Source organism: Legionella hackeliae, from assembly GCF_000953655.1.
GTDB classification, from domain to species: domain Bacteria; phylum Pseudomonadota; class Gammaproteobacteria; order Legionellales; family Legionellaceae; genus Tatlockia; species Tatlockia hackeliae.
This window is the reverse complement of record NZ_LN681225.1, coordinates 102,164-126,626: the sequence shown is the minus strand read 5'-3', so window position 1 is coordinate 126,626 and position 24,463 is coordinate 102,164. Positions and strand designations below refer to the sequence as shown.

Genomic DNA, 24,463 nt, shown 5'->3' with positions numbered 1-24,463 from the left:
GTAATTAGGGTGTGTTATCAAAAAAGTAGTGAAGCTAGTAGCAAGAAAGTTGACATAAAACATGTAATGTCTTTCTTTAATTTTAGCTTTGATGAACACCTAGATTAGTAATTGACGGGATTTCGAAGAATATATTGCTTACTTAAGCATAGTTTATAAAAATATATCTCAGAAATTGAAAATTATTAAATCTAATTTAAGTGTTACAATTTAATCCTTCCTTATGAAGTGGTTGCTTCGGAATAGTCCATAAAATAGGTATTTTCGGTAATTGACCGCGTTTGCAGGGTTTTTTTTACATTTCATTTTTAAACCACAGTAACCTTCATATCCAATCATCATGCTTAATATGCGTTAGTTTTGATTGAGTTAAAGGGCGTTTTCGATCTCGATTTAACCATTTTAATTTGTCGAGCTCCCAAGGCAGTAAATGCATACCAAACTCCTAATAGTCTCAACAAGGCTTTTAAAGACCAGTGCGCGTGCTTTAAAAATTTGTTAGTTCTAATTACGGTTCAACAGGTTTGAAACCTCATTATTGCTGTCTTTTTACTTGTATTAATTTTTATAAATAAGACTTAAATTGCTGATTATATCTTTAAAAGAATGGATCAGTCAGACAACTTATTTTCGTTGAAAGTATTTTTTATTCTAGCGCTTCTCATACCCAAAATCTGGATAAATCCAATCGTTTTATTCTTCATAATTAAAGTGTTTATTCGCCCGTTAAGCTAAAAGCCCATAATTGGCAATCGCTTTTTTGGAATCAGAGCAACACGGGCAATAAAGGGTTTTGGATTATTTTTAAAAATTTACCCGATATGTGTTAGGGTTGGTAAGGAATAGACGATTTGGGCTATTTACAATCGATTTATTGCCTTCTATTATTTGATTAATGTAACAACAATCATAATAGGGAGGGTATATGAGCCGAATTAAGCACTATTTGCAGGGCCAGCCCAGAGGCATTCCCCTCTATAGCTCGAAAGTTCGAGAAGGCTTTCCCTTCCCTACCGATGATTATATCGAATCATATCTCGATTTGAACGAACATTTAATAAAACACCCAGCTTCAACCTGGAAAGAAGCGACAATTGAAGTCACCTCATTACACCACTCGATGGTCAGCTCTCCTATTGCCTATTTAAAATAATTCATCGATTAACCCTTGATTCCCTGCCTAATTAACCGCTCAATCTCATCAGAATCAATCGGGTTCTGGGGCACAGGTGGATTTAACGCATCTTTTAAAAGAGCACCCCCAGAAATATTTTTTAAATCAGTTTTTTTAACTTTTGGTTTAGTTTGTTTTTTTAAAGAATCAGATGAAGATTTTTTCATGATCTTCTCCATAACAATTGGATCCTTTTAAAGAATAGTTCAAATTTTAACTTAAGGGTTTTACTCATGTGCGGTTGCTTTACTATCAATACAGATTACGAAGCAAGCGTAGCCTGGTTCGCGCAAGCGACTACCGGGTTTTCAATTAATGTAAAGCTGTCGGCATTAACGGAATCTGGGGTTAGGTGATTAATAAATCAAATCCAAGATCTCATTCCCGGATGTCAGCTAAAGCTGCCATCCAGGCTACCTTGCTTTTCTATTATATGCCGTGCATCTAATGAGGATTCACGATAAATCAGCGAATTAATCTCTTTGTATTAAGAGGGGGCAAATGGTAGGAAAGCCGAAGTTGATTGGCCGAATTACTCTGAACAAACTCTACTCAGAACATAACATTTAGATCTTAAGTCTAATTTGACAATAGTGTCAGTGCGCATCTAAACTCTTATCTTTAAACTTACGAAATTACAGAATAATATGCAAAAAAAAGTCATCGGAATGACAGTAGCAGGTATTTTAATATTCAACGTTTTATATGCTGAAAACGCAACAACTTCTAACCCACCGTCGGACAACACGGATACCAATCAACATTATCCTTTTTATATTGAGCTCGGTAGCGGAGTTTCTTTTTCTAGCCGTGCTGGCATTTCTGCAGATACTAGTTTTTGGGATGCAAGCCCACAGGGTTACAATGCAGATTTGGGCAATGCTCCTTTGTTTACAGCTGGACTTGGCTATCGTGTTAATAACTGGTTCAGCTTTGATATCACCGCAACGAATCGGAGTCTATATTCTTATAAAAAGTTCCAAGCATCGACTGCTACTAGTACCATAAATTTCCAAGGAAACAAAACTCGTTTTTTTGATCTGAGCAGTAATGCTGTCATGTTGAATAGTACTTTATATGGCAGGGCCCTGGCCGATCATTTGCTTATGCACGTGACGTCGAACAGCACCTTAGAGCCGATACTAGGTGCTGGTATTGGTACATCTTATAATACTGTGAGCGATTTCCACTCTGTACTGGCAAATTCTAATACAGTGGCCTCCATCATGCAGGATAATTCTAGATATGCTTTCGCCTATCAATTAATGGCAGGAATGGAATGGCAATACAAACGACTAAGTGTAGATGTAGGTTATCAATATTTTGATGGAGGCAGATTTGAAACCAACAACTATGTTTTTGCTTCTAGTACTCCTTTGATTGCTCCTCCTTGGACAGGTCATTTAAAAACCAATGAAATTTTTGCAGCAATAAAAGTTGCAGTTTAATTTTATAGTAAAGATCATAAAATCTTTTGGGTGATTTTGCTTTATCAAATCTAAAACGCATTCCCGGATGTCAGCTAAAGCTGCCATCCAGGCTACCTTCCTGAATACTTAGAATATGCATTATACTGATGCAGTTTTCATTGTTGTGGTGTAAAAGTTGGTGTAATAGTCTTCGCCACTGTATTGCTAGCTGGTTGAAAGAACTTTTGATCAGAGATTCCTTGTTTTAGATGCTCTAAAAATTCTTTCATTAATGTAATTTGATTTTTAAAGTCCTCTTCTAAATTGGGAACCTTTGTATTCTTTTCTCCAAAAAGTTTAATTGAAAGCTCAAGTGCTTTTGCTGGTTCAAGAGGGCCATTTTTATCTTGATAGGCATTCAATTCAGATGATACCTGGCTTTGAATCACAAGAAACGGTAGATGATTCTCCATAGCATTATAAAAGTTGAGGATAAATAATTCTTCTAATTTATTTTGTAGTTCAGGCTGATCGTTCGCAAACTGTTTTATGAAAGTGTTTTTAAGCGTCATAAAGCCGGTTAAGATTTGGCCCATGGTATGTTGTTTGGAAATCAAAGGTCTATGACTGAATTGACTTAGATTTTCGTTGACGTAGGGGTAATAATCTGCAGCTTGCCCGCCGCGAAATTGCATTATTCCTTCACTGTAGAACCATGTAGTGAGTTTTTCTTTGTCTAGAGAGGTAGTGGCGACAACTTTGTCTATGAAAGTACGCATTTCTTTTTCATAAATGCTGAACGTTGAAAAATTTGGCATGAAAAATCCTTGTTCATCCGAAAAAAATGTAGACTATATAAAATATCAATAACGGTCAAGGCATATAGTAAACGTTGCATGGTTGGCGTAAACGACAATCAGGTTTTTCAATTCACATGAAACTTGTCGGCATTTACGGTAATCTGGGTGTAGGTAATTAATACATCAAACCCGAGATCTCATTATAAATTGTTCAAAAGGGGGATAAATGATAGTTACAGTGATTGGCTCGGGGGCGATTGGAAAATTTTATGGCGGGTTGTTCGTCTTAGCAGGGCATCACGTGTGCTATCTTGAACGCACTGATTTCACATTCTTACAAGAACAAAAATACTATGAAATTGAACTGCCTGATGGTTGCGTGATACAAGTGCCCCCTAGCCAGATTGAAAATGATTACAATTTACTCCCCAAATCCGATCTCATTATCATTGCATTAAAAACAACTGAAAACCATTTAATTGAAAAACTTCTTCCTTCAGCATTAAAACAAGAAAGTAAAATTCTTCTTTTGCAGAACGGCATCGGTAATGAAGAGTACTTATCTACTTTTATTAAAAATTATTCAATTGTTTGTGGCGTAACTACCACCGGCGCTACCAGGATAAAGCCCGGATATATCAAGATTAAGCATCTTGGTGAATTAAAGCTGGCTCCTTTTATTAAACAGAATGCAGCTTCATGTGAATATATAAACCAATCATTGGTACGAGCTAACCTTTCCAATACCCTTTGTCCCCACATACAACTTTTTGAAAACCATCGTGCCCTTCGCTGGACGAAGTTATTGTGGAACACACCTTTTAGTAGTTTATCTCTAATACTTAATTTGTCAGTTGATGCACTCGCTACTCAAAAGCAATACCAAGATATTATTCGATCGATGATGCGGGAAGTTTGTTTGGTAGCAAGAGAAGATGGAGTAGAGATTGAAAACAATATTGAAAAATTAATCGCGCTGACAGCAACGCTAAAAGGATTTTATCCTAGCATGTATTATGATTTTAAAATGAATAAGCCAATCGAGTCCCAATATATTATATTTAATGTCATAGATTACGCCCAATCACACCAGTTGCATTTGCCCCTATTATCTTTAACTTATGAAAAACTAATGTTACTGGAAGAAAAGAAGCAGTGGTTTAGTCCAATTGAGCGAAGTAACATTATTTCCTTACTCAAAAGCAAAGGAAGGGTAAGGGGAGCAAAAGAAATGGATTAGACGATGAAAGTCGCCTCATTACCCACCCGATAGCCTGAACTCCGCAGAGCATTTTGAGAATTTCAATAGATATCCTTAATATGTCGAGGTTTCCTGGGAGAAGGAGAAGAGGGAGGAGAAATCGTGTATCTCGGATCTTGAAGATTTCGATTTCTTTGATCACTACCGCCCGAAATATTCTTTAAATCATCCTTCTTTACTTTTTCTTTCGCCTGTTTTTTTGAAGAACTTGATGAAGACTTTTTCATGATTTTATCCTATAGCAAATTAGGTACTTTTTAAGAATAGCTCAAAATTTGAAGCTGAGGATTAATTCATGTATGGCCGTTTCACCATTGAAACCAATTACGAAACCATAAAGAACAATTTGGCATCCACCAAATTGAACCTTTACCCAACAGCAGTAAAGTCTGGTTAGTACCAAGAGACAACGAGGCGTTCCAGTTCATTGCGAAAAGATTGTTGACATTTTACGGCAACAAGATTTATCGAATACATAATTATCAAATCCAAGACGCATTCCCGGATGTCAGCTTTTTTAGTTAGCTTTTTATACATAAATTATGATTGTCCATCAAAGTTTGTATTCCAATTAGGAAATTCATTTTCCCATTAATTCGTTTTACTTAATTCCAGTTGTCTAGCATTATTCAATCTGATTTTTTTTTAACCAATATGAGGATATTATGAAAATAAATCTAACCGACTATATAAGTTGTTTCGCAGCGTTCGTTCCCGATTTTGATGCTACTGGCAATCCAGGCACAAAGGCAAAAATTTGTTACCAAAAAACAAAGGAATTTGTGGAAATATTAAGAAAAAATTCCATACATTTTCCTGAGTTAAAAGACATCAGTATTAAATTAGAAGATTTAAATAATTTATTTTCAGACGCTTTACTTCAACAAACTAAAGGATTACTCAAATTAAATGAAGAAACAAGTTTATCAGTTGCCGTAAGTCGCAATCAGTATGGACACATGCTCGCAAAAATCGTTCTTCAAAATCCAGATGATTTCTTGGATTTGATTGCAGGATTTATTAAAGAAATCAAGAAAGCAGAAGAGAACTCTAAATCCGACACCATTGATGAAAAGAAAAAATTAGACAAAGTCGATGTTGATTTGTTAGCAAACTCCACCGTAAAACTTGGATTCCAAGATATGTTTTTTGGAGGAGCAGTTGATATCAATGCAAAAACTTCTCGCTCCAACCTATCTCTTCTCGCAAATGGTGATTTCAGCAATTTGAAAAATCTCCCAGTAAAATTACATAATGAGCAAGAGCTAAAAACACTCATTGAAACATTACAGAATTTTATTACACGAGTCGAAGCCATAGAGAATAAATTTGGTTTTGTTGTCGAAGAGATTGACAACAGTCTTAGATTTACTCAATAAATTGTCGAAACTCTATGTTTCCATCTAATAAATCTAGCCTGGCTGACGCAAAGCGACAACCGGGCTTTCAATTAAGGTGCAGTTTGTCGTTTTTTATTTTTTTCTAATCCAACTAAATTTATTCAATCCTCGCAAACCGTTTAACATCTTTTCTTTATCTTTACATTAAACAACAAAATGACCTCTAGGTCTTACAGGTTGAAATTGCTATTCTATCCTTGTGGTTAGAAAATCTTGCACGGCTAACAAGTCATAACAGGAGGTCAAACGAAACACGGTGAGTATGCTTAAGTCAACGCTTAAGAAACCTAATGTGTTTTCAGTGACATCCACTTAAACCAGTGAACCGCTGCAAGACCTAACCTTTATTCTTCACCAACCCAGGTACTGTTTCCCATAGTGATGGTTTTAAAATTTTATGCAATTCGACACGCCTTCCCCGGTGGCTTCAGATTTTCCCTCAGGCTTATAAAAACGCAGTCTGTGGCATCCCTGTTCTTTTAATAGCATTAATTCAAAAATGTGTTCTATGCGCTTATAGTTAAAGGGTTCATGTTGTCGTATATGGTGGTCTTTCGACAAGACGATTTTTTCTAATAATTGCGGCGAGAACGATTTTATCTTTGGTAGAACATTAAAGAGCAGATCAACGATCACTTGACTTAAAGCAGTTGGCAACTTATGGAAATGAATCTGAAAAGCAAACAATTCCTCACTTTCGACAATACTATCCGAATGCATCATAAGATTACGTAGAGAAACCCAATCCATTAATCTAAGTTTTAAGTACCCCATGAGTGCAAGCCAGTCATTAAGCTCTAAATTAGCTTCCGGAATCAATGCTGGAATTATACGAGCCGTAGAAAAATGGTTGAGTATAGAAATAATTTGGGTCAGTAAATAACCACAAGCCAAAAAGAATTGGATATCTTCATTTAATAACTTATTAAATTGTGTATATCGATCGAATTGACTAGTCACGGTTTGCTCGAGATTAAAGACAATGTGAGATTCAGCCAATAAATCCATTAAATTTTTAAATCGTAAATTGAGATTAATTAACAAATGATTTGGAGACATCTTGTGGAGGTGATCATTAAGTTGGGCTGTAAACTCCTCAGACAACTCATGAAGTGTGGGATACTGCAAGACTGCCATTTGTTGGCATTTGCGTATGCTTTGCTCTCTTTCTCTGCTTTCTTTAACAACTTCTTCCTTGCGCTCCCTTCTAAGCACATCATATTTTTTATACGCAGCGGTAATGTAATCCCCTAAGTATTTACGATTTGATTTATTTTTTTCTTCGTCTTTCACATAACGCAGATAAACATTATTGTTTAGTTCTTTGTAAGAGGGGCGAAGCTCTCCTCTTAGTTCTTTTTCGAAATTCCTTTTAAAAGCAATTTCATCAGCAGTTGTGTCTTTAAATAGTGAAAGAACCCAAAGAATGTCTTTTTCAGCCAGTAGCGGTTGTCCCGGAGCATAAGTTTGTTCATTAAATAAATCATGCTCTTCATGATAACGTTTACTGACTTGCTGCCAATAAGAAGTTACATCAGGTTGCCAACGTTGAAATTCTTGATTGGTCTGTGGCCATAAGGGATATTGTTTTTGGCGGGTGATAATAAAATTAATAACCTTGGCTCTTAATTGTACTAGCTCAAAGAGTAGCTTATCTATTCGAGCATCGTTTCTTTCCAAATTAATGACGGTCTTTGCCGAGTGCAATTCTTCAATATGAGCCAATCCATTGCGAATGCTTTGTAAAACCAAAGGAGAAATAAACAATAATGAATCTACACTGGAGCCAAAACAACGATGCGTAAAAAGTTCTCCTAAACATGTGAGCTGGCGTAAAAGTGCAAATTTACCTTTTAAACCCTTTGCTGGCGCCCAATTTGTCTTTTGGAATTGCTGATAGGGAGTACTTTTGTAATCGCCAGCTTTGTTATAGTTATTTAACTCTATTAGCGTAGCTGGGGATTGCGTGTGTGGCATAAACGCACATATTCGATAAAGGCTAAATAATTCTTTAAAATGATTGATTAATATAGGTAAATTAGGTAAATCCCTCATTTTGATTAGATCAACTTGAGGATTTCTTAAATGCTCAGCGAATGAGCGGAAAAACTCGTCGATACAAAGCAAATCTTCTGCAATGATGGCTAAACTGACCACCTTCACCAAGCAAAGGTAATTTGCAACGCTTAGCCGAAATTGCTCGATACTTTCTCTATTCTCCTTGTTTTGAATCGCTTCAAAATCAACTAAAATTTCGACTTTAAAGTTTTTTTGACGGTCAAACGACGTGGAGAACAAAGAGCCTAAAAACTCTAAGTAGTACCAAGAGCTATCTCCCCAAGGAAGTTTTTGATTAGCTTTATCTTTATCTTGTCGAGGTAATTGATGAATGGTTTCAAATACCATCCGTAAAACCAGGAAAAGGTCAGAAAAATAAATATCATCGGAACCATTTTGAAGTTGTGATAAACAATATTCATCAAGTTTGTTACTAGATTCTGTAGAGTGGGCGGTGACGTGATCACTTATTACAGTCGGATAGGTTTGCAGGAAATAGGCCCCTAGTCCTCGCAGTCTAAGATGTGTCCCTCGTTCAGACAATTCAAACAACCCGGGATTCACGAATGAATAGGGTGTATTTCTTTTTTTATAAAAGTGATTAATAAAGCTAATAAGTTCAACTATCCATTCCGCCCTTTGAATATTGGTCATCTGATTGGGCATGGTTTTATGTCTGTCTTGAATTTCTTTGAGTCTGAACTGATAGGTTTCAGTCAATGCATAAGAACGAGTCAGATTCTCATTCTCAGTGGAGACAAACGTCAAGAGTTCTTTTGCTTTCAGATTTTCGGGGGAATATTTTAGAGCAGTCTCAAAATAGATGTTTGCTTGATATTTATTAAACTCGAATGCAGATTGCAATCCTAGCTCAACAAATAATGCAGCCAGATAATTTTTAACAACTTGATTATTGGGTTCATCCTTTAGAACACGTTGGAAACTCATAACCGCGGAATCAGCATCAAATAACTTCCAATGAGCTAATCCTTTTTGAATATGTGCATTAAGATTACTATCATCGATTTTTAAACCACTTTCAAAAATGTCCAATGCTTTTTGATAGTCGCCTTTCTCAAAATATTCTTGTCCCTTTGCAATTATATTGCTCCATATGTCCGCAACATGCTGTTTAGCACTTACATCTTCAGGAGTTTGCTTTAAAATTTCTTTAAAACTTGCAAGCCCTTGTGAAAATTGTGCTAATTTCAAATGAGCTAAACCTTTATACCTCAAGGCATTGATATGAGTGCTTTCAGAATTGAGTACACTATTAAATGCAGTTATTGCAGCGTCATATTGACCCTGGGCAAAATGTCTTTCGCCCAACAGGTAAAGCCGTTGAACTACATTTGCAGAATATTTTGCCGAGATACCTTTTCCGTATGCCATAAGATTGAATAACCAGTCAACAAAGGGCAGTGTTATACCACGATGAGCACTATTTGATCAAATTGCAGTTAAGAACAGAGCGGCTGCTCTCTGTGCCAGCAGTGTTTAATTATCCTAGTTGTGCGGGCACTATTCTAAATTTAAAAACCTGCTAAGATGTAAATCTCCTTATCTTTCAGTCCTATTTTTTTGCATATTTAGGCCAATTTTACTAAAGATAAGTTTCTCGCCGGAGCTCTATAACCTGTTAACTGGAGGATTTGCGATGCAGCAAAAAAGAGAGATTAAAGATACCAAGCGTCTATTTGCTAAAGTTTATGCTCTGGTTGACCCTGTGCTTCAAACCATCCCTGAAAATCCCCGGTTTATTTTAAATAGTGGTAAGCAATTGCGATTATTTGATGAAGATACATTAACAGGCTTAAGAAATTCGGTTCGACAATGTCGTTCTTTAATTGTTGTCATCGATACTAGTGGACCAACAGGTATCGGATATATTCTCACAGCTCTGCCTGAAAATCGTGAACACGCGGCTATAGCAGGGGATGAACTACTTAAGGCATGGCATGCCAGATTCCCTATGGAAAACTATTTAAAGGCTGAAGAAGAGCAAAACAGACAATTAGAGTTACATTTTCATGAACGTCAACTAGCTACGATAGACCAGCTTTTTGATCTCTGGGCTTGGAGCGCACTTCCTGAAGAAGTTCGTCAAATCCCCGCAGTAGAAAAACAACTTAATGAATGCCAGGACGAACTTGCTAATCTGACGGAAGAAGAAGACGATGAAAATATTCAGACTGAAATAAAGCAACTCCAAGAACAACTCGATGCAGCAAAGAGTATTCGGGATACTCTTAATCTTGTTGATATTAAAGAAAAAGCTTTTATTCATGGGCAAGTGACTGTCGCTATAGCTATTGCTGAGAGAAAAAAATGGAGTGAATTACTGAATTTTGATCAAGATGATCCGAAGCACATTTTAAATGATGAGCAGTTTACGGCACTTGTCTCCCAAAGTGTGGATGCACTAGCCGCTCGCAATTATACCCGCCTTGGTAAAGACGAACTGGGACCATTAACGAGGCATTTGGCTGCTCGCAGAGAATTACAAAATGAGCAACGTTCCAATGCTGAAGGCAGTTTGCGTACTCTCGCAACAATGAACGGTGAAACTCATAAGCTCTCGCTAAGTGAGGTTAGGGACCCACTCGATCGCACTCTCTTCATTGATACGATTACAGCGAGCTGTGGCAAGAAATTTCTCGACATTATTGTGGGTGCTTGTCTTGCGGCAGACCAACCGCTGCCTTTTGTAGTTAAAGAATTTATTGAGCAGAAAGTAGAAACAGATAATACCTATCCAGCAAAAGCACAGAAGACCTATTATCAATTTTGTAGAAACAGATTGAAATTACCTCCAGAACAAATGGAAGTACTCGCCGACTTTGGACTTCATTGTTCACCACCTAGTGTCGATAATGCAAAAGTAAGTACAAATCTGAAAAAGTTTGGTTTGCTCAAAAGAACCCGCAGTTTAGATGATCTTAGCGAGCTCGACAGTAACAAATTAACCAAGTTTCCTGATCCAGGAACACCATAATCTTTTTGAGGATAGTGTTCTCATCTCACGTTCTATGGGGTGATAAAACAAAAACCACCCGAAGGTGGTTTCTGTAAGCAGAACAAATTAAGGCTTGGGCCTAAACTTACTCTACACTTTAAGTATAGACAACCGAAGAGCTCTGTCAAAGTTTTATAAAAATTGTTCAATTATTGAAAAAATGTGCTATATCAATAAAAAACAACAGCGCGGAGGTGTCTATGCCTAATCGTCGTTTATCAGAGCGCTTAAATAAAGAGTTAGATGTGATCGGAGTGCCCTCACTTTTATCAGAGCGGGTAAAAGCCTGCACTAAAATATTTAATCTACCTTCGGTTAAAACAGAAGCGGTTTTAAATGGAATTGAAGTTGACCCCAACGCGATGCAAACAATTGCTCAAGAATTGGAAGTCAGTGTGGATTGGCTTTTAGGTCGAAAAAATGAGAAAGGGAAAAACCACTAGAAGAAAGTCTTCTAGTGGTAAAAAATTAGCGTTTAGTGCCTGAACCTGAATGGCCACCTTTTTCACCTTGAGTTTGGCCCGGTTGTTGATTTTGCTTTTGACCACTTTGACCTGGAGCTTGTTTCCGTTCGTCGTTTTGCCCCATTCTTTGACCATTTTGATTAGCTGGTTGAGCGCGTTTGTCGTCATCCCTGTTCATTATGTTCTCCTTAAAATTGAGTTTACATAATGAGTATAGACCACTCAAATTTACTACTTTTACTATATTTTACAGGGAGTATTACTAAACTTTGGTGCTAACTATTTTGATTATTAGTATTATTTTTAGCGCACGTTTTTTCGATTTACCAAATCTTGCCGAAACCATCTTTTCTTTATTTTTACAGAAAACGACCTTCCAACAAGCACCCTACCTATATATCCGCCTACTTATGATATTGACTAATCATTCGATCTAAATGATTTGAGAAACTTTGAATTTCTTTAGCGCTTAGTTTGTCTAATCCCCCGCGGATCATACCGGTTTCCCTGAGTGACTCATTTAGATTACGTAGGCTAACTATCTGTTTTATATTATTTTCTGAATATAAACTGCCTCGTGGATTAAGTGCGAAGGCTTCTTTTGCAATCACGTGTTCGGCTAGCAGAATGTCTGCGGTAATGACCAGATCATGGAGTTGCAGTTGAGAGACAATGTAGGCATCTGCTCTGTCAAAACCTGCTTCCACCATCACGCGTTTAATGAAAGGGGACGGAGGAATTGCGACGAAGTGGTTTGCAACGATGAACACAGGAACACTACGCTTTGTGGCCGCACGAAAAATGATTTGTTTAATTGCCTTGGGGCAGGCATCGCCATCAATCCAAATATTCATTACTATTATTCAACATCAACCTATATAAAAAATTGTTATAACTTATATATAAACATTCAATTTTTAAACCCCAATTTCAGATCATATAATGAACTTCCTGAACACATTTTAATCATTTCTTGAGGGTTTAATCATGCATTTTAACTTAAAATTACCTAGAAATAATAATTTAGTAAAACCATTCACTACTCTTCCTTTTGGTATTTCTTTGCTTAACGTCAGTAATAATCAATTGGGAACAAGAGATTGTAGCGAATTACCGCAAGCGTTAGAGCGTGTACCATTAAGCGTTCATTCACTGAATTTTAATAATAATGGAATAGGACTTCTCTCTGGAGCTCTTCTTGTGACTTCGTTTGCGCGTCTACATCGTCGAGTAACCGTACTTAGTTTGGGAGGGAATCTCTTAGGCATGCAAACTGGTGCCATTTTAAGTCAACTTTTTGCTGGATTTAATCCTGCTTTAGCTGCTCTTAGTTTAGCGAATAATCGGTTATCGCGAAAAAAAGCGTCTGAATTAGCTGAAGCATTTAGTTTACTCCCAGCCAGCTTACAGAAGCTCGATTTAAGTAGAAACCTTTTAGGCAATCTTGATGATTCTGATTTTAGTCGTATCTTTGCAGCCCTGCCTAAAGAATTAATTGCACTGAATTTAGCGACTAACAGACTAGGTCGTAAAACTGTTGCTGAATTAAAAGAGGCCTTTGCCGCTATGCCCGGAAACATTAAGTTTCTTAATTTGGGTTGGAATGAATTCGGTCAAAAAAGTAGTGCCGAACTTGCAGAAATTCTTTCCGCTATTCCTGCCAACGTGACTTCACTTGATTTATCCGGTAATGGTTTGCACCTTAAAAGCGATGCTGAATTAGCCGAAATCTTTGCTGCTATTCCAAGAGGCGTAAATACGTTAAATCTATCGCATACTCGATTTAACCTAATGAATAGTGCAGATTTAGCCCGCGCTTTTGTTGCCCTTCCTAAGACCGTTACTGTTCTTGATTTGCGTTCTACAGGTATTGAACAACTCTCAATAGAAAATTTAGCGCAACTTAAAGACTCCTTAAAGCATGTACGAGTCCTTGCTTTAGAATACAAATCACTTAAAGCGATGTCGCAAGAACAGCGTCAGGCTTTGAAAGCCGCATTGCCTAATTTAGAAAAATATGCCTTTTTTGATGCAAAAGGACAACCCATTGATTTTTCTAAAACAGTAGAGTCAAGTAATCGGATTAGAAAATTTGGTTGTGATTCAGAGGTGCCGTCCTTACTCAACCAATCGGTTCAATTTTTCAAGAGGCGAAGAATTGAGACTCCAAATATACCGGTGGAATTAGAAGAGCGTATTCGATCTTTCAGATCGCCTCAAATTGACTAATCCCTATGAACTTGCTAAATGGGGTTGCAGTTTGCAACCCTGTTTTATATCAACCTCGCATGAGTTAATTTTATTCACACCGCTTTTTTGTTAAGCTGCCAAATAATTCAATATTAAACATACCTTATGAGAGATTGGCTGAAACGCTTTTCTGATGATAAATCTGCGACTTGCTTACTATTGCGATATCCACTGCGAAACTCGACTTGGTACAACAAGACTATCATCATCCCGCAAATTTTTTACACGTTCAAATATGCTAGCTTAATTGGAAGCTATTATTACTTTCATCAACAGTTAAATCAAACTTCACCTTTCCAGTATTATCATTGTCTTTAAAAAAATAATGAGAGTTCCTTTCTTCACACTGACTTTTTATAAAGGTATGTATACTAGAGAAGAATGCTTCCGGCACATCTGATTCCATAGAGTGATCCGCATGGGGAAATACAATAAAATGATTGTCTGGTATCTTGCCAGCCATGAATTCAGAATGTATTTTATCAGTAATCCAATCCTCTTCACCTACAAGGATTAGCGTTTTGCATGTTATTTCATGCAACCGCTCTTCATAATTGAATGTTCGTAAAAATCCTCTAAATCCCTGATTTAGAGGCTCGTAAGCAAACACATATTCTGGGGCCGGTCGAATTACAGGGATACCCTGTCTTTTTTTCCAGGAATACATGGAATCCATGACATCAAAGAAATTGTTCATTCCTCATGGTTTTTGAAACTTCCTTCCCATAATTGTTCACAAATTTTTTGTTGCTCGAGAGTACCTCTTTTTTCAACATTAAGGCGTGCAGTCTCAATATTTTTATAGCTTGGGGACCCTGCTGCCAGAACAAGACTAGAAACATGCTCTGGATAGGACAAAGTATATCCTAATGCGCACATTGCTCCGTAAGATTTACCCAATAATGTAATTTGCTCCAAATTGAGATATTTTCGAAGTGCATCAACATCTTCAATATAATTTTCCATTGTATAAAACGAAGGATCGTGTTTACTACTTAATCCGCATCCTCTGGGATCGATGAATACTATATTCCCTGCCGTACGTAGGCATTCATAATCTTTAGACTGTGAGTGGTTCGCACCAGGGCCGCCAGGAAGCATAAAAATATAGGGCCTTTTTTGGAGACTGTCTTCATTTTCACTCACTATTCTTATATGTAATCTGGCTTCTGGCGCATTATCTCGTGCAGGAATATCAATAAATTAATCCTTATAAAACACTATATCACTCCTGATTCATACTGCTTTATTGAGAAATTATATTTTTCTGGGTCAGTCGATTTTAGATATCTAATTAATTTTATGCAATACAACTAAAAGGTGGTATGTATTAGGAAATTCTAGAAGATTACCGTAAGTGGTGTTAGATATTTATTTGATAACCTGGATTGATATCAACACAGGTTATCTTGCTTCTATTAGAGCCAGTAGACAAAAATGAATAGGAAGAGCCAAACTACGTCTACAAAGTGCCAGTACCAAGCGACAGCTTCAAAACCAAAGTGACGCTCTGGTGTGAAATGTCCACGAATACAGCGGATTAGAATAACAATTAACATGATGGTACCAATTGTTACGTGTAATCCATGGAAACCTGTAAGCATGAAGAAGGTCGTTCCATAGATACCAGCATCAAGCGTTAAACCCATTTCAGTATAGGCTTCATGATACTCGAAAGACTGTAGAGTCAAGAAGAGCACGCCAAGCGCAATGGTGAAAAGCATGCCAACAGTCAGTTGTCTGCGCTTGTTTAACTTTAATGCCCAATGCGCCCACGTGATGGTGACCCCTGACGTTAATAAGATTAGGGTATTGATGGCTGCTAATCCCCAGGCTTCCATAGCTTTATGTGCACCCACAAATATTTGGTTATTAGGATTAATCAATAATGGCCAGTGAGCCTGAAAATCATTCCATAGGACAATATGAGTTATTGGGTGAATTTCACCTGCCAGTATTGGAATAGACCACCATCGCGTGAAGAAAAGAGCACCAAAAAACGCACCGAAAAAACATACTTCAGAGAAAATGAACCAGCACATTCCCCAGCGAAATGACCGGTCAACCTGCAAATCGTAGAGTCCTTTTTCGTTTTCATAGATGACTTGGCCGAACCAACCAAACATCATAAACACGAGGATTCCTAAACCGATTGTAAAAATGTAAGGTCCATACCAATCATGATGTAACCAAGAGGCCGCACCAACCAGAGTAGTGGTCAAGCCAATTGATCCCACTAAAGGCCAATGGCTGGGTTTGGGTATGTAATAAGCGCCATGTGCTCCCATTGTATACAATTCTCCTATCTTTTATCTCACAATACTGGGTTAGTGAGTTAATTAATTATTTTATCAGTTACATCAAACAGTGTGTAAGCCAAAGTAATTGTTTTAACATTTTCTGGCAAATCGGTATCTAGATGAAATAATAGCGGCATATCCATCGCTTCGTGCCCATTCAATGTTTGCTGAGTAAAACAAAAACACTCTGTTTTTTTCAGATACTTAGCAGCTATACCTGGTGTCACACTAGGAACAGCCTGCACCGTCATACGGTGATTTGATTTATTTTCTGCATAAAAAGCCAATTTGGCGATTTCCCCTGGATGAATCCTTACTCTCGTTGTCTTTGGATAAAATGCCCAAGGTAAATTACCATTATTTGTTGCCACAAATTCGACAATAATTTCTCTGTCGCTCACAATTTTGGCTGTCTTACTATTATAGTTAGACGCTTCCATACTTACTTTGCCATTGATTCCCAATGCTTTACAAAGACTGTTATAAATGGGCACTAGAGCGAAACCAAAAACAAACATTCCCAGAACCAGTCCAGCCAGAATAGCGATTAATTTTGTATGACTTTTCTGAGCCATCTTACTTCTCTCTCTCAAAAATTGTCATCTCATGTTCTGGATAACGATTAAAGCATTAAGCCTGAGAAGGCTTAATGCTAACTACTACTAATGAATTTCAGGCGGTGTTGTAAAACTGTGATAGGGAGGTGGTGATGACAAGGTCCACTCTAGACCATGAGCACCTTCCCAAACCTGTGCACTCGCCTTCTTACCACCACGAACAGTTGCAATCACATTGTAAAGGAATAACAACTGCGAAAGCCCGAAAATAAACGCACCAATGGTAATGACCATATTAAAATTGGTAAATTGTAAAGCATAATCAGGGATTCGACGCGGCATACCCGCAAGACCTAAGAAATGCATAGGGAAGAATGTCACATTCACTGAAATGACAGACAACCAGAAATGCCATTTACCCAAACGCTCGTTATACATATGGCCCGTCCACTTGGGTAGCCAGTAATACGTAGCTCCCTGGAGTGCGAAAATAACGCCAGGTACTAATACATAGTGGAAATGGCCAACAACGAAATAAGTGTCCTGATACTGATAATCAGCAGGAACCAAGGATAACATCAGACCAGTGAAGCCACCAATAGTAAATAGGAATACGAAAGCCACTGCAAAAAGCATGGGGGTTTCAAAAGTCATTGCCCCTTTAAACATCGTACTAACCCAGTTAAATACTTTCACGCCAGTAGGAACAGCGATAAGCATAGTGGTGTACATAAAGAATAATTCACCACCTAAAGGTATCCCTGTAGTGAACATGTGGTGCGCCCAAACAATGAATGATAAAAAGGCGATACTAACAGTCGCATAGACCATGAAATGATAACCGAATAGTGGTTTACGACTGAAGGTTGGGATGATTTCTGAAATCACACCAAACGCAGGAAGTATCAATACATAAACTTCAGGGTGACCAAAGAACCAAAATACGTGTTGGAATAACACAGGATCTCCGCCCCCAGCTGCTGTGAAAAAGCTTGTACCAAAATGCCTGTCTGCCAGCATCATGGTTACCGCTCCAGCAAGCACCGGCATAATGGCAATCAACAAAAATGCCGTTATTAACCAAGTCCAAACGAACATTGGCATTTTCATGAGCGTCATACCAGGCGCACGCATATTAAGAATAGTAGCGATAATATTGATTGACCCCATAATGGATGAGATTCCCATCATGTGAATGGCAAAAATCATAAAATCTGTGCTGGGTGGTGCGAACTTCGTTGACAGTGGCGCATACATTGTCCAACCAAAGTTAGGGCCACCGCCACTGTGAAACATTGTTGAACCTAATAATGCAAAAGCAAAAGGCAATATCCAGAAACTCCAGTTGTTTAAACGAGGTAAAGCCATATCAGGCGCCCCGATCATCATTGGAATTTGCCAGTTAGCCATACCGGTAAATGCGGGCATGACCACCCCGAACAACATGATTAAGCCGTGCAGCGTTGTCATCTGGTTGAAAAAATTCGGATCAACGAAACGATGACCAGGTTGAAAAAGCTCTGCTCGAATAACAAGAGCCATCGAACCTGCTACAAAGAAGCTTAACATAGCCAGCCATAGATATAGCGTGCCGATATCTTTATGGTTAGTTGTAAATAGCCATCTTTTAATAAAGCCGATTACGCCTTTACCTTGTTCAGGGCCATGATCGTGGGCGTCATGATCTAGATCGTGAGTTATCACTTGACTCATCGCAAACCTCCAGCTTGAGCTTTATTCACCTTAGTCGGTTGTTGATTATCGCCTTGACGTACTTTCGCAACATCAGCAGGCTGTACTTCATCATTGGTATTGTTTTCCCAGGCATTACGCTCATAGGTTGCAATTGCTGCTGTCTCAGCATCTGTTAATTGATCTTTAAATGCCTGCATTGCAGTGCCAGGTACACCATTTAAAATAATGCTAATATGACGCTCGATAGGTTTACCAACAGCGACAGAGCTTCCTTTTAAAGGTGGGTACATCGGCGGTAACCCTTTACCGTCTGGACGATGACAAGCCGCGCAAATTTGATCGTATTTTTGTTTTCCTAAAGTCATCAATTCAGTACGCGTCATTTTTGCTTGATCTTGAGGTTTTGCTTCAGTTTCTGAATATTGATCTCGCGCTTTAGTTTGCGTTGAAACCCATTGATCAAATTCTTCTTCAGTAACTGCCTTCACAACAATCGGCATGTAACCATGGTTAAGGCCACAAAGTTCCGCGCATTGTCCACGGTATACACCTGGCTTTTCGATGCGTGCCCAAGCTTCATGCATAAAACCTGGCATTGCATCACGCTTAACGCCAATCTCAGGTACCCACCAAGAGTGAATAACATCATTTGACGTCACCAGGAAGCGAATTTTCTTGTGTACTGGAACAATTACTGGATTATCAACTTCTAATAGATACCATTGACCCTTGGCTTCCTGGTTTTGAATTTGAGCAAAAGGAGTTGAGAGATTACTAAAAAAACTAATCCCTTGATCAAGGTATTGGTATTGCCATTTCCATTGATAACCGACCACTTTGATAGTGACATCTGATTCACTACTGTCTTCCAGTCGCATCAATACTTTCGTGGCAGGGATAGCAAGCCCGACAAGAATGAGGAACGGAATAATTGACCATATTATTTCTACACGCATGTTGTCGTGGAAACTGGCCGGTTTATATCCTCTTGATTTGCGATGATGTACTAAGGAGTAAATCATCACACCAAAAACTACAATTCCGATAATGCCACAAATAACCATAGCAATCATATGCAAATCATACATGTCCTTACTCAGAGGCGTTACCCCCTTATGCATATTCATTTGCCAATTATCTGCACCAGCCTTTGCAGCCTGGGCTAATCCCAGTCCCATCGCGCTAGCAAGCACCTTGCCTAGCTTAAACCCATTTCGCATCCCCATATCACCTCTTCAAATGGTCAGGTTTATTTAAGAATCATCTTGCTATCTACAAGATCATTCGGATGACAACCGTGACTGATCATCAATTAATTTTTGTAATAAATTCGAGTTCCAAGTATTACCACAATGAGTAATTTCCTTCAGATTTCGATTGGCTAACCATGTACTTAATTGCCTCGAGTATTTCACCAGTGGTGCACTCTTTACAGCCACCATTTTTAGGATGGTACGCTCCTGTCATTGTGTTCTCGACGAGTACATCGATATTTTTCTCGATAATTGGTGCCCATACTGCTTTGTCACCCAGTTTAGGCGCACCTTGCTTACCATCGTTATGGCACATCGCACAGTTCTCATTGTAAATATCCTTACCATTTGCAGGATATTTTGAAGCCCCGCCAGTTTCCAGATCTTGCCATTGAGAACGAGATAATGATGCATTCAAAATGTAATCCACTGCAGAGATAACGTCATTGTCCGAGCAAGTTACACAAGCCCCTCTCACCGGCATACTGTTAAAACCGTTAATTGCGTGGCGATAGAGACCCGTTAAGCCACGGGCTTTTAAGCGTTCATACCAACCTGCACCATTTCCAATGAGTGGTGCTCCCATTTCTCCGCGTTGATGGCAGATAATACATGCATTCACATACACTTGCTTACCGCGCTTAATGGTAGGCTGACTCTCTGATGCAGGAACACCAAGCGGTTCGTCACTGGTTACTGTTTTCAGATAAGTAGCAATTGCTAATCTATCCTCATCGGTCAGGTAGCTTAGGCTATTGTGGTTTACTTCCGCCATAGGGCCTGCAACAGGACCTGCGCGGTTAATCAATTGACCATGAGCAAATACATCAGCAACTTCATAGCGACTCACTGAACGCAAACCATATTTTGTGATATTGGGAGCCCAGTAACCATCAATAAAAGTACCTGTTAAATAGAAGCGACCTTTGGGGGCGCCAAATATATTCAGTGGTGTATGGCACATACTGCAATGGCCTAAGCTATCGACGATATATTTACCACGATTCCAAAGCGGTGATTTATCAGCCTCATAGACTACGGCGTTATCATCGGGAAAGAAGAACAGTAAATTCCATCCCCACAATGCAAAGCGAGACCCTGGCACATTGAATGGGAAAGGTAATGATTTATTTTTCTGATTTACAGGAGGAATGCTCATAAAATAAGCGTAAAGAGCACGCGCATCATCATCTGTCATTTTAGAAAAATAGATATAAGGAAATACTGGAAAATAATTACGTCCATGAGGATCACGTCCTTCTTTCAAAGCACGAATAAAATCTTCCTCTGTCCAGTTACCAATTCCAGTTTCTTTATCAGGCGTAATATTAGGACTATAAAACGTACCAAAGGGTGTGTTAATTGGCAAACCACCCGCAAAAGCAGGTGTACCTGCTTTAACATCAGTATGACAAGCAATACAATCACCCATCTTCGCCAGATACTCACCACGAGCTACTACCTCAGGATGAAAACCTGACACGGGTTTAGTGGGTGGATAAGCTGGGTAGTAACCATCAATTAATGGCTCAACCGGTCTGTTACTACTATCTACTGCTTTTAAGGTCGTAGGCTCTGTCGTAGTAGCGGGTGTCGTTGTTGTACTTGATACCGGAGTAACTGCAGTTGTTGTGCTGGTTGCTGCAGGGGCGGCAGTAGCGTTATTAGTTGCATTGCTACTTGCTGCACTGGTATTCGTAGTATCGGCTTTATCTGAAGTAGTTGCCGTGCCAGCTTGTTTAGTTTCGGGAGTTGTTTTCGGTGCGGAAACAGTATTAGTTTCCGAGCTAGTCTTCGCAGGGGTAGAGACTTTCGATTGCTTGGTTGTCTGCGACTTTTGAGTAGATTCTGTCTTGCTCGCAGCAATGGCAAAACCTGAAAACATGCTGTAGGTCAGCAAAAAAGCAGCAACAATTGCGTTTTTTTTCAACAAAGAGCCCACGCTCCCTCCTTTAACTTATTACCTGAGGTAATTTACACTGGCAGGAAAAATAATTTCGGCATTTTATACCCCTCTCCACGCAACTTCAACGTTGATCATGGAGAGAATTTACTAAAAATATACGAAGCTGGCTGACAACCTAAATCGGCACTGCTATTATGCGCCTTTCAATACAACTAGGACTGTTATGGTTTGGAAAATAGCTCTCGATTTAGCGAAACTTCAAGAAGCAGAACGCGAAACCCTAGTCATCGATAACCATAAGATCTTATTTATATGGCACAAAGAACAAGTTCACGCTATACAAGCGCAATGTTCTCACTTTAAGTTACCGCTTAGCAAAGGCAAAATCAATGATGATTGTGCTATCATTTGCCCTTTTCACAAAAGTGAATTTGATTTGACCACAGGAACTGTAAAATGCTGGACACCCTGGCCTAAAGCAATAGGGAATTTATTAGGGAAAGTTGTCAAACCTAAAAACCTGAAAATTTATCCAACGCGGATTGCTGAAGGCATGATCGAGGTTGAAATAGCTTAACCTCATAATAGGAAATGTTTAGCCCCCTGCTCTACTTTTTTAATAAACTGTTGGTATTGTTTGGCTGGCAATTGCCAATAATGCCAATACAGTGCCATTTGCCATCGCATATCTGGGAAGAGTTCTTGCAATTGGCCATTTTCCAATTCATTCGTGATATCTAAGCTCGGAATCCAACCATATCCATAACCTTGTAATGCAAATTGCTTGTAGGCTTGTACTGAAGGCACCCTATGATAGTGCCTGAGTTGAAGTGTTTTTTTAAAGAAATGATTAAGAAAATGTTCAGGTAATCGATCACGATTATCAAACACAATCGATGGTGCGCGCAGCAAATTCTCTTCTACAGTTCTTTTGTTGTTAAAATGACGATTAATAAAATCCGGTGACGCCACTAATAAGTAGGTCATATGTCCAAGTAAACTACATTCGCACCCAGGTAAAGCTCTGTCATAAGTCGTTACACAAGCCGATACCGATCCTTTACGGAAATAATCAATCGTGACCTCTTGATCATCGGTAATAATGTCAATGTTAATTTTTTCCAGAAAACCAAGTTTCGCTAACAAGCGGGTAAACCAGGTTTCCAAACTATCTCTGTTTAAAGCCACAGAAAGACGTGAAGGCAATTCTTGATGAATTTCTTGTAATAAATGTTCTTCTAACAGACGAGTACGACGCAATAAGCTCAATAACTTTTCACCTAAAGGAGTAGCCTGATAAGGCAAATGACGAATCAACAGGGGTTGTCCAAATTGATTTTCCATTTGCTTGATGCGTTGTGTCACCGCAGGCTGGGTAATAAATAATTGCTTGGCCGCCGCAGCGAAACTTTGTGTTTGAATAACTGCATCCAGAGCTTGTAATCCGCGTTGATCGATTCTCATAAGCAAAATTTATCAATCATAAAAATTATTAATTTTAATTATAATTTAAAATGATCAATAATTGCCACTCCTTAGTAAAGAGTGAGCAATATCATGACGGTATATTTCAATGGCTTGATATTAGGATTATCCTTGATTACAGCACTTGGCCCACAAAACGTATTTTTAATTCGCCAAGGTGCCATGCGTAAGCATGCCGTGCTTTCAGCAGCCATTTGTTTCCTATGTGATATTGTTTTAGTTTGTGCCAGTGTCGCAGGTCTTCATCATGTACTTGAACTGCATCCGACTTTACAAATTTGGATAACCTGGTTTGGCGTGGCATTTCTTTTTTATTATGGAGCTCATGCCTTAAAACGAGCCTTCACCCAGAAAACAGGTGAGGAGAATGCTGCACCTAATGTGAGTAACCGCTGGCAAATTGTTATGTTGGCTCTTGGTTTTAGCTTACTTAATCCTCATGCTATCATTGATAGCCTGGTTATTATTGGCGGTGGTAGTAGTCAATTTCCTGGTCATCAGCAAGTATTTTTGATGGGGGTAATTACATCAAGCCTCTTTTGGTTTTCATCCCTTACCTTTACCACCCACTATTTTTCAGAGGTTTTATCACGCGCCACCGTTTGGCGGCGCATTGAATTTGCAAGTGGTATGCTCATGATTTTTTTAAGCGTGAAACTTGCGCTTAGCTAATTTGGCTCAACTTACTTTCATCTTTTGATAGGCCTCAACCACTCGTGGAACACATTTTTGCACGGCACCTACTGCTAGTTCCTTAAGATAAGCGTTTGCAGCAGGGATTAAATTATCATTACCACCCTCACCATATACAGAAAACCAAATGCTTTGGGTTTGCTCTCCTTTTTCAAATTCTTTTAACTTGGCTTTGAAGTCCTTAGTTGGTTCCAGCGCTCGTGAAGCAAGAGTAGCACCGGCCAAATCACTATCTTCCCAAATAACAATAGTTTCTTTTTTTACCCATGGACCTAAGGTTAGAATCATCTCTTGAATACTTGGAACACCTATTTTGTACCAGGTATTGGTTTTACTGCCCATCGACCATGAATAAGCTTCAATTAAATCAGTTAATGCTTTGCGGTAAGACGTAACAAGCTCAGATTTCGCCCGCCCGCCTAAGAGATACCAACCATAGCTACCACTCGCTAATGACAGAGTCCAAAAAGGTAGTGGTAAAGGTAAGACGCCACCTGCCCAGCTCGCAGCACTAATTGCTAAAGAACCAAGAATTTGATTATCAAGGCTGTGTAAAGCAGCTTGTGCTTGCTTAAAGCGCACCAGGCGATTTTTGATAATTTCAATATGTTCTGGTTTGCGATAATCAAATGCAGCGGAAGAATCAATTTGAACAGAGGCGGGAACAGGGGTAGTTTTAAAAAAACTGGTTACATATCCAAAAGCACGATGCATAACTTCACTCCATGTGATTTTTTTGAAT

At 38.7% G+C, this 24,463-nt stretch carries 23 protein-coding genes and 1 pseudogene; 9 read left to right on the top strand and 15 right to left on the bottom strand.

Annotated features, from left to right (window positions below; translation table 11 throughout):
- Positions 1-943: 943 nt before the first annotated feature.
- Positions 944-1,081, top strand: a pseudogene (locus LHA_RS00595) (DNA polymerase V); the annotation flags it as partial.
- 80 nt (positions 1,082-1,161) lie between these two features.
- Here LHA_RS00595 and LHA_RS00590 read toward each other — a convergent pair.
- The gene (locus tag LHA_RS00590) at positions 1,162-1,341 is read right to left on the bottom strand and encodes a hypothetical protein (protein WP_045104818.1); all 180 of its coding nucleotides are present in this window, start codon (positions 1,339-1,341) and stop codon (positions 1,162-1,164) included.
- A gap of 480 nt (positions 1,342-1,821) precedes the next feature.
- Between LHA_RS00590 and LHA_RS00585 the strand changes: the two genes are divergently transcribed.
- On the top strand, positions 1,822-2,622 hold the full coding sequence (locus LHA_RS00585) for an outer membrane protein (protein ID WP_052673538.1): 801 nt from the start codon (positions 1,822-1,824) through the stop codon (positions 2,620-2,622).
- Positions 2,623-2,759: 137 nt separating this feature from the next.
- On the opposite strand, the gene LHA_RS00580 is transcribed toward LHA_RS00585, so the two are convergent.
- Positions 2,760-3,401 (bottom strand): hypothetical protein, encoded by a 642-nt coding sequence (locus LHA_RS00580; protein WP_045104817.1) that lies wholly within the window; start codon positions 3,399-3,401, stop codon positions 2,760-2,762.
- Positions 3,402-3,609: 208 nt separating this feature from the next.
- On the opposite strand from LHA_RS00580, the gene LHA_RS00575 reads away from it, so the two are divergent.
- Entirely contained in the window at positions 3,610-4,623 is a 1,014-nt protein-coding gene (locus tag LHA_RS00575; RefSeq protein WP_045104816.1) for a ketopantoate reductase family protein, read from the top strand.
- A gap of 62 nt (positions 4,624-4,685) precedes the next feature.
- Here the strand turns inward: LHA_RS00575 and LHA_RS00570 are convergent, their stop codons facing one another.
- Positions 4,686-4,871: a hypothetical protein gene (locus tag LHA_RS00570; RefSeq protein ID WP_045104815.1), complete on the bottom strand. Its 186-nt coding sequence runs from the start codon at positions 4,869-4,871 to the stop codon at positions 4,686-4,688.
- Positions 4,872-5,309: 438 nt separating this feature from the next.
- Between LHA_RS00570 and LHA_RS00565 the strand changes: the two genes are divergently transcribed.
- Complete coding sequence (locus tag LHA_RS00565) at positions 5,310-6,023, top strand: hypothetical protein (RefSeq protein ID WP_045104814.1); 714 nt, start codon at positions 5,310-5,312, stop codon at positions 6,021-6,023.
- Positions 6,024-6,431: 408 nt separating this feature from the next.
- On the opposite strand, the gene LHA_RS00560 is transcribed toward LHA_RS00565, so the two are convergent.
- On the bottom strand, positions 6,432-9,494 hold the full coding sequence (locus LHA_RS00560) for a tetratricopeptide repeat protein (RefSeq protein ID WP_045104813.1): 3,063 nt from the start codon (positions 9,492-9,494) through the stop codon (positions 6,432-6,434).
- A gap of 265 nt (positions 9,495-9,759) precedes the next feature.
- Between LHA_RS00560 and LHA_RS00555 the strand changes: the two genes are divergently transcribed.
- Positions 9,760-11,097, top strand: a complete 1,338-nt coding sequence (locus LHA_RS00555; protein WP_045104812.1) for a hypothetical protein — start codon at positions 9,760-9,762, stop codon at positions 11,095-11,097.
- A gap of 221 nt (positions 11,098-11,318) precedes the next feature.
- Positions 11,319-11,561, top strand: coding sequence for a hypothetical protein (locus LHA_RS00550; RefSeq protein ID WP_045104811.1), 243 nt, complete (start codon positions 11,319-11,321; stop codon positions 11,559-11,561).
- Positions 11,562-11,586: 25 nt separating this feature from the next.
- Here the strand turns inward: LHA_RS00550 and LHA_RS16850 are convergent, their stop codons facing one another.
- Positions 11,587-11,760 (bottom strand): hypothetical protein, encoded by a 174-nt coding sequence (locus LHA_RS16850; protein ID WP_156413555.1) that lies wholly within the window; start codon positions 11,758-11,760, stop codon positions 11,587-11,589.
- Positions 11,761-11,986: 226 nt separating this feature from the next.
- On the bottom strand, positions 11,987-12,436 hold the full coding sequence (locus tag LHA_RS00545) for a YaiI/YqxD family protein (protein ID WP_045104810.1): 450 nt from the start codon (positions 12,434-12,436) through the stop codon (positions 11,987-11,989).
- Positions 12,437-12,569: 133 nt separating this feature from the next.
- On the opposite strand from LHA_RS00545, the gene LHA_RS00540 reads away from it, so the two are divergent.
- The gene (locus tag LHA_RS00540) at positions 12,570-13,811 is read left to right on the top strand and encodes a leucine-rich repeat domain-containing protein (RefSeq protein ID WP_052673537.1); all 1,242 of its coding nucleotides are present in this window, start codon (positions 12,570-12,572) and stop codon (positions 13,809-13,811) included.
- Positions 13,812-14,070: 259 nt separating this feature from the next.
- On the opposite strand, the gene LHA_RS17200 is transcribed toward LHA_RS00540, so the two are convergent.
- The 7 genes from LHA_RS17200 to LHA_RS00510 form a co-directional block, all read right to left on the bottom strand.
- Positions 14,071-14,529: an alpha/beta fold hydrolase gene (locus LHA_RS17200; RefSeq protein ID WP_231861953.1), complete on the bottom strand. Its 459-nt coding sequence runs from the start codon at positions 14,527-14,529 to the stop codon at positions 14,071-14,073.
- A complete protein-coding gene (locus LHA_RS17195) occupies positions 14,526-14,978 on the bottom strand; it encodes an alpha/beta fold hydrolase (protein WP_231861952.1) in 453 nt (150 codons plus the stop codon). The genes LHA_RS17200 and LHA_RS17195 overlap by 4 nt, the downstream gene beginning before the upstream one ends.
- Positions 14,979-15,250: 272 nt before the next feature.
- Positions 15,251-16,120, bottom strand: coding sequence for a cytochrome c oxidase subunit 3 (locus LHA_RS00530; RefSeq protein ID WP_045104809.1), 870 nt, complete (start codon positions 16,118-16,120; stop codon positions 15,251-15,253).
- A 47-nt stretch (positions 16,121-16,167) separates the two neighbouring features.
- Positions 16,168-16,707 carry a cytochrome c oxidase assembly protein gene (locus LHA_RS00525; protein WP_045104808.1) on the bottom strand — a complete coding sequence of 180 codons (540 nt, stop codon included), beginning with the start codon at positions 16,705-16,707 and terminating at the stop codon, positions 16,168-16,170.
- Between the two features lie 87 nt (positions 16,708-16,794).
- Positions 16,795-18,402, bottom strand: coding sequence for a cytochrome c oxidase subunit I (gene ctaD / locus LHA_RS00520; RefSeq protein ID WP_045104807.1), 1,608 nt, complete (start codon positions 18,400-18,402; stop codon positions 16,795-16,797).
- Positions 18,399-19,562: a cytochrome c oxidase subunit II gene (gene coxB / locus LHA_RS00515; RefSeq protein WP_407927333.1), complete on the bottom strand. Its 1,164-nt coding sequence runs from the start codon at positions 19,560-19,562 to the stop codon at positions 18,399-18,401. Before coxB ends, ctaD begins: the two co-directional genes overlap by 4 nt.
- 166 nt (positions 19,563-19,728) lie before the next feature.
- Positions 19,729-21,579 carry a c-type cytochrome gene (locus LHA_RS00510; RefSeq protein ID WP_231861951.1) on the bottom strand — a complete coding sequence of 617 codons (1,851 nt, stop codon included), beginning with the start codon at positions 21,577-21,579 and terminating at the stop codon, positions 19,729-19,731.
- Positions 21,580-21,766: 187 nt separating this feature from the next.
- Here LHA_RS00510 and LHA_RS00505 point away from each other — a divergent pair, with 187 nt between their 5' ends.
- Entirely contained in the window at positions 21,767-22,120 is a 354-nt protein-coding gene (locus tag LHA_RS00505) for a Rieske (2Fe-2S) protein (RefSeq protein ID WP_045104806.1), read from the top strand.
- A gap of 2 nt (positions 22,121-22,122) precedes the next feature.
- Here the strand turns inward: LHA_RS00505 and LHA_RS00500 are convergent, their stop codons facing one another.
- Positions 22,123-23,007, bottom strand: a complete 885-nt coding sequence (locus tag LHA_RS00500; RefSeq protein ID WP_045104805.1) for an ArgP/LysG family DNA-binding transcriptional regulator — start codon at positions 23,005-23,007, stop codon at positions 22,123-22,125.
- Positions 23,008-23,100: 93 nt separating this feature from the next.
- On the opposite strand from LHA_RS00500, the gene LHA_RS00495 reads away from it, so the two are divergent.
- Positions 23,101-23,700, top strand: a complete 600-nt coding sequence (locus tag LHA_RS00495; RefSeq protein WP_045104804.1) for a LysE/ArgO family amino acid transporter — start codon at positions 23,101-23,103, stop codon at positions 23,698-23,700.
- A 6-nt stretch (positions 23,701-23,706) separates the two neighbouring features.
- Here LHA_RS00495 and LHA_RS00490 read toward each other — a convergent pair whose 3' ends face one another.
- Positions 23,707-24,435, bottom strand: coding sequence for a hypothetical protein (locus LHA_RS00490; protein ID WP_045104803.1), 729 nt, complete (start codon positions 24,433-24,435; stop codon positions 23,707-23,709).
- Positions 24,436-24,463 lie beyond the last annotated feature (28 nt).

Bases quoted from the DNA above. Each gene is read 5' to 3' on its own strand.
- LHA_RS00530 (WP_045104809.1), bottom strand. From the start codon at position 16,120: ATGGGAGCACATGGCGCTTATTACATACCCAAACCCAGCCATTGGCCT.
- LHA_RS00560 (WP_045104813.1), bottom strand. From the start codon at position 9,494: ATGGCATACGGAAAAGGTATCTCGGCAAAATATTCTGCAAATGTAGTT.
- LHA_RS00565 (WP_045104814.1), top strand. From the start codon at position 5,310: ATGAAAATAAATCTAACCGACTATATAAGTTGTTTCGCAGCGTTCGTT.
- LHA_RS00555 (WP_045104812.1), top strand. From the start codon at position 9,760: ATGCAGCAAAAAAGAGAGATTAAAGATACCAAGCGTCTATTTGCTAAA.
- LHA_RS00490 (WP_045104803.1), bottom strand. From the start codon at position 24,435: ATGCATCGTGCTTTTGGATATGTAACCAGTTTTTTTAAAACTACCCCT.
- LHA_RS00545 (WP_045104810.1), bottom strand. From the start codon at position 12,436: ATGAATATTTGGATTGATGGCGATGCCTGCCCCAAGGCAATTAAACAA.
- LHA_RS00500 (WP_045104805.1), bottom strand. From the start codon at position 23,007: ATGAGAATCGATCAACGCGGATTACAAGCTCTGGATGCAGTTATTCAA.
- LHA_RS16850 (WP_156413555.1), bottom strand. From the start codon at position 11,760: ATGAACAGGGATGACGACAAACGCGCTCAACCAGCTAATCAAAATGGT.
- LHA_RS00525 (WP_045104808.1), bottom strand. From the start codon at position 16,707: ATGGCTCAGAAAAGTCATACAAAATTAATCGCTATTCTGGCTGGACTG.
- LHA_RS00570 (WP_045104815.1), bottom strand. From the start codon at position 4,871: ATGAAAAAGTCTTCATCAAGTTCTTCAAAAAAACAGGCGAAAGAAAAA.
- ctaD (WP_045104807.1), bottom strand. From the start codon at position 18,402: ATGAGTCAAGTGATAACTCACGATCTAGATCATGACGCCCACGATCAT.
- LHA_RS00505 (WP_045104806.1), top strand. From the start codon at position 21,767: ATGGTTTGGAAAATAGCTCTCGATTTAGCGAAACTTCAAGAAGCAGAA.
- LHA_RS17200 (WP_231861953.1), bottom strand. From the start codon at position 14,529: ATGAACAATTTCTTTGATGTCATGGATTCCATGTATTCCTGGAAAAAA.
- LHA_RS00580 (WP_045104817.1), bottom strand. From the start codon at position 3,401: ATGCCAAATTTTTCAACGTTCAGCATTTATGAAAAAGAAATGCGTACT.
- LHA_RS00590 (WP_045104818.1), bottom strand. From the start codon at position 1,341: ATGAAAAAATCTTCATCTGATTCTTTAAAAAAACAAACTAAACCAAAA.
- LHA_RS00585 (WP_052673538.1), top strand. From the start codon at position 1,822: ATGCAAAAAAAAGTCATCGGAATGACAGTAGCAGGTATTTTAATATTC.
- LHA_RS00550 (WP_045104811.1), top strand. From the start codon at position 11,319: ATGCCTAATCGTCGTTTATCAGAGCGCTTAAATAAAGAGTTAGATGTG.
- coxB (WP_407927333.1), bottom strand. From the start codon at position 19,562: ATGGGACTGGGATTAGCCCAGGCTGCAAAGGCTGGTGCAGATAATTGG.
- LHA_RS00575 (WP_045104816.1), top strand. From the start codon at position 3,610: ATGATAGTTACAGTGATTGGCTCGGGGGCGATTGGAAAATTTTATGGC.
- LHA_RS00495 (WP_045104804.1), top strand. From the start codon at position 23,101: ATGACGGTATATTTCAATGGCTTGATATTAGGATTATCCTTGATTACA.
- LHA_RS00540 (WP_052673537.1), top strand. From the start codon at position 12,570: ATGCATTTTAACTTAAAATTACCTAGAAATAATAATTTAGTAAAACCA.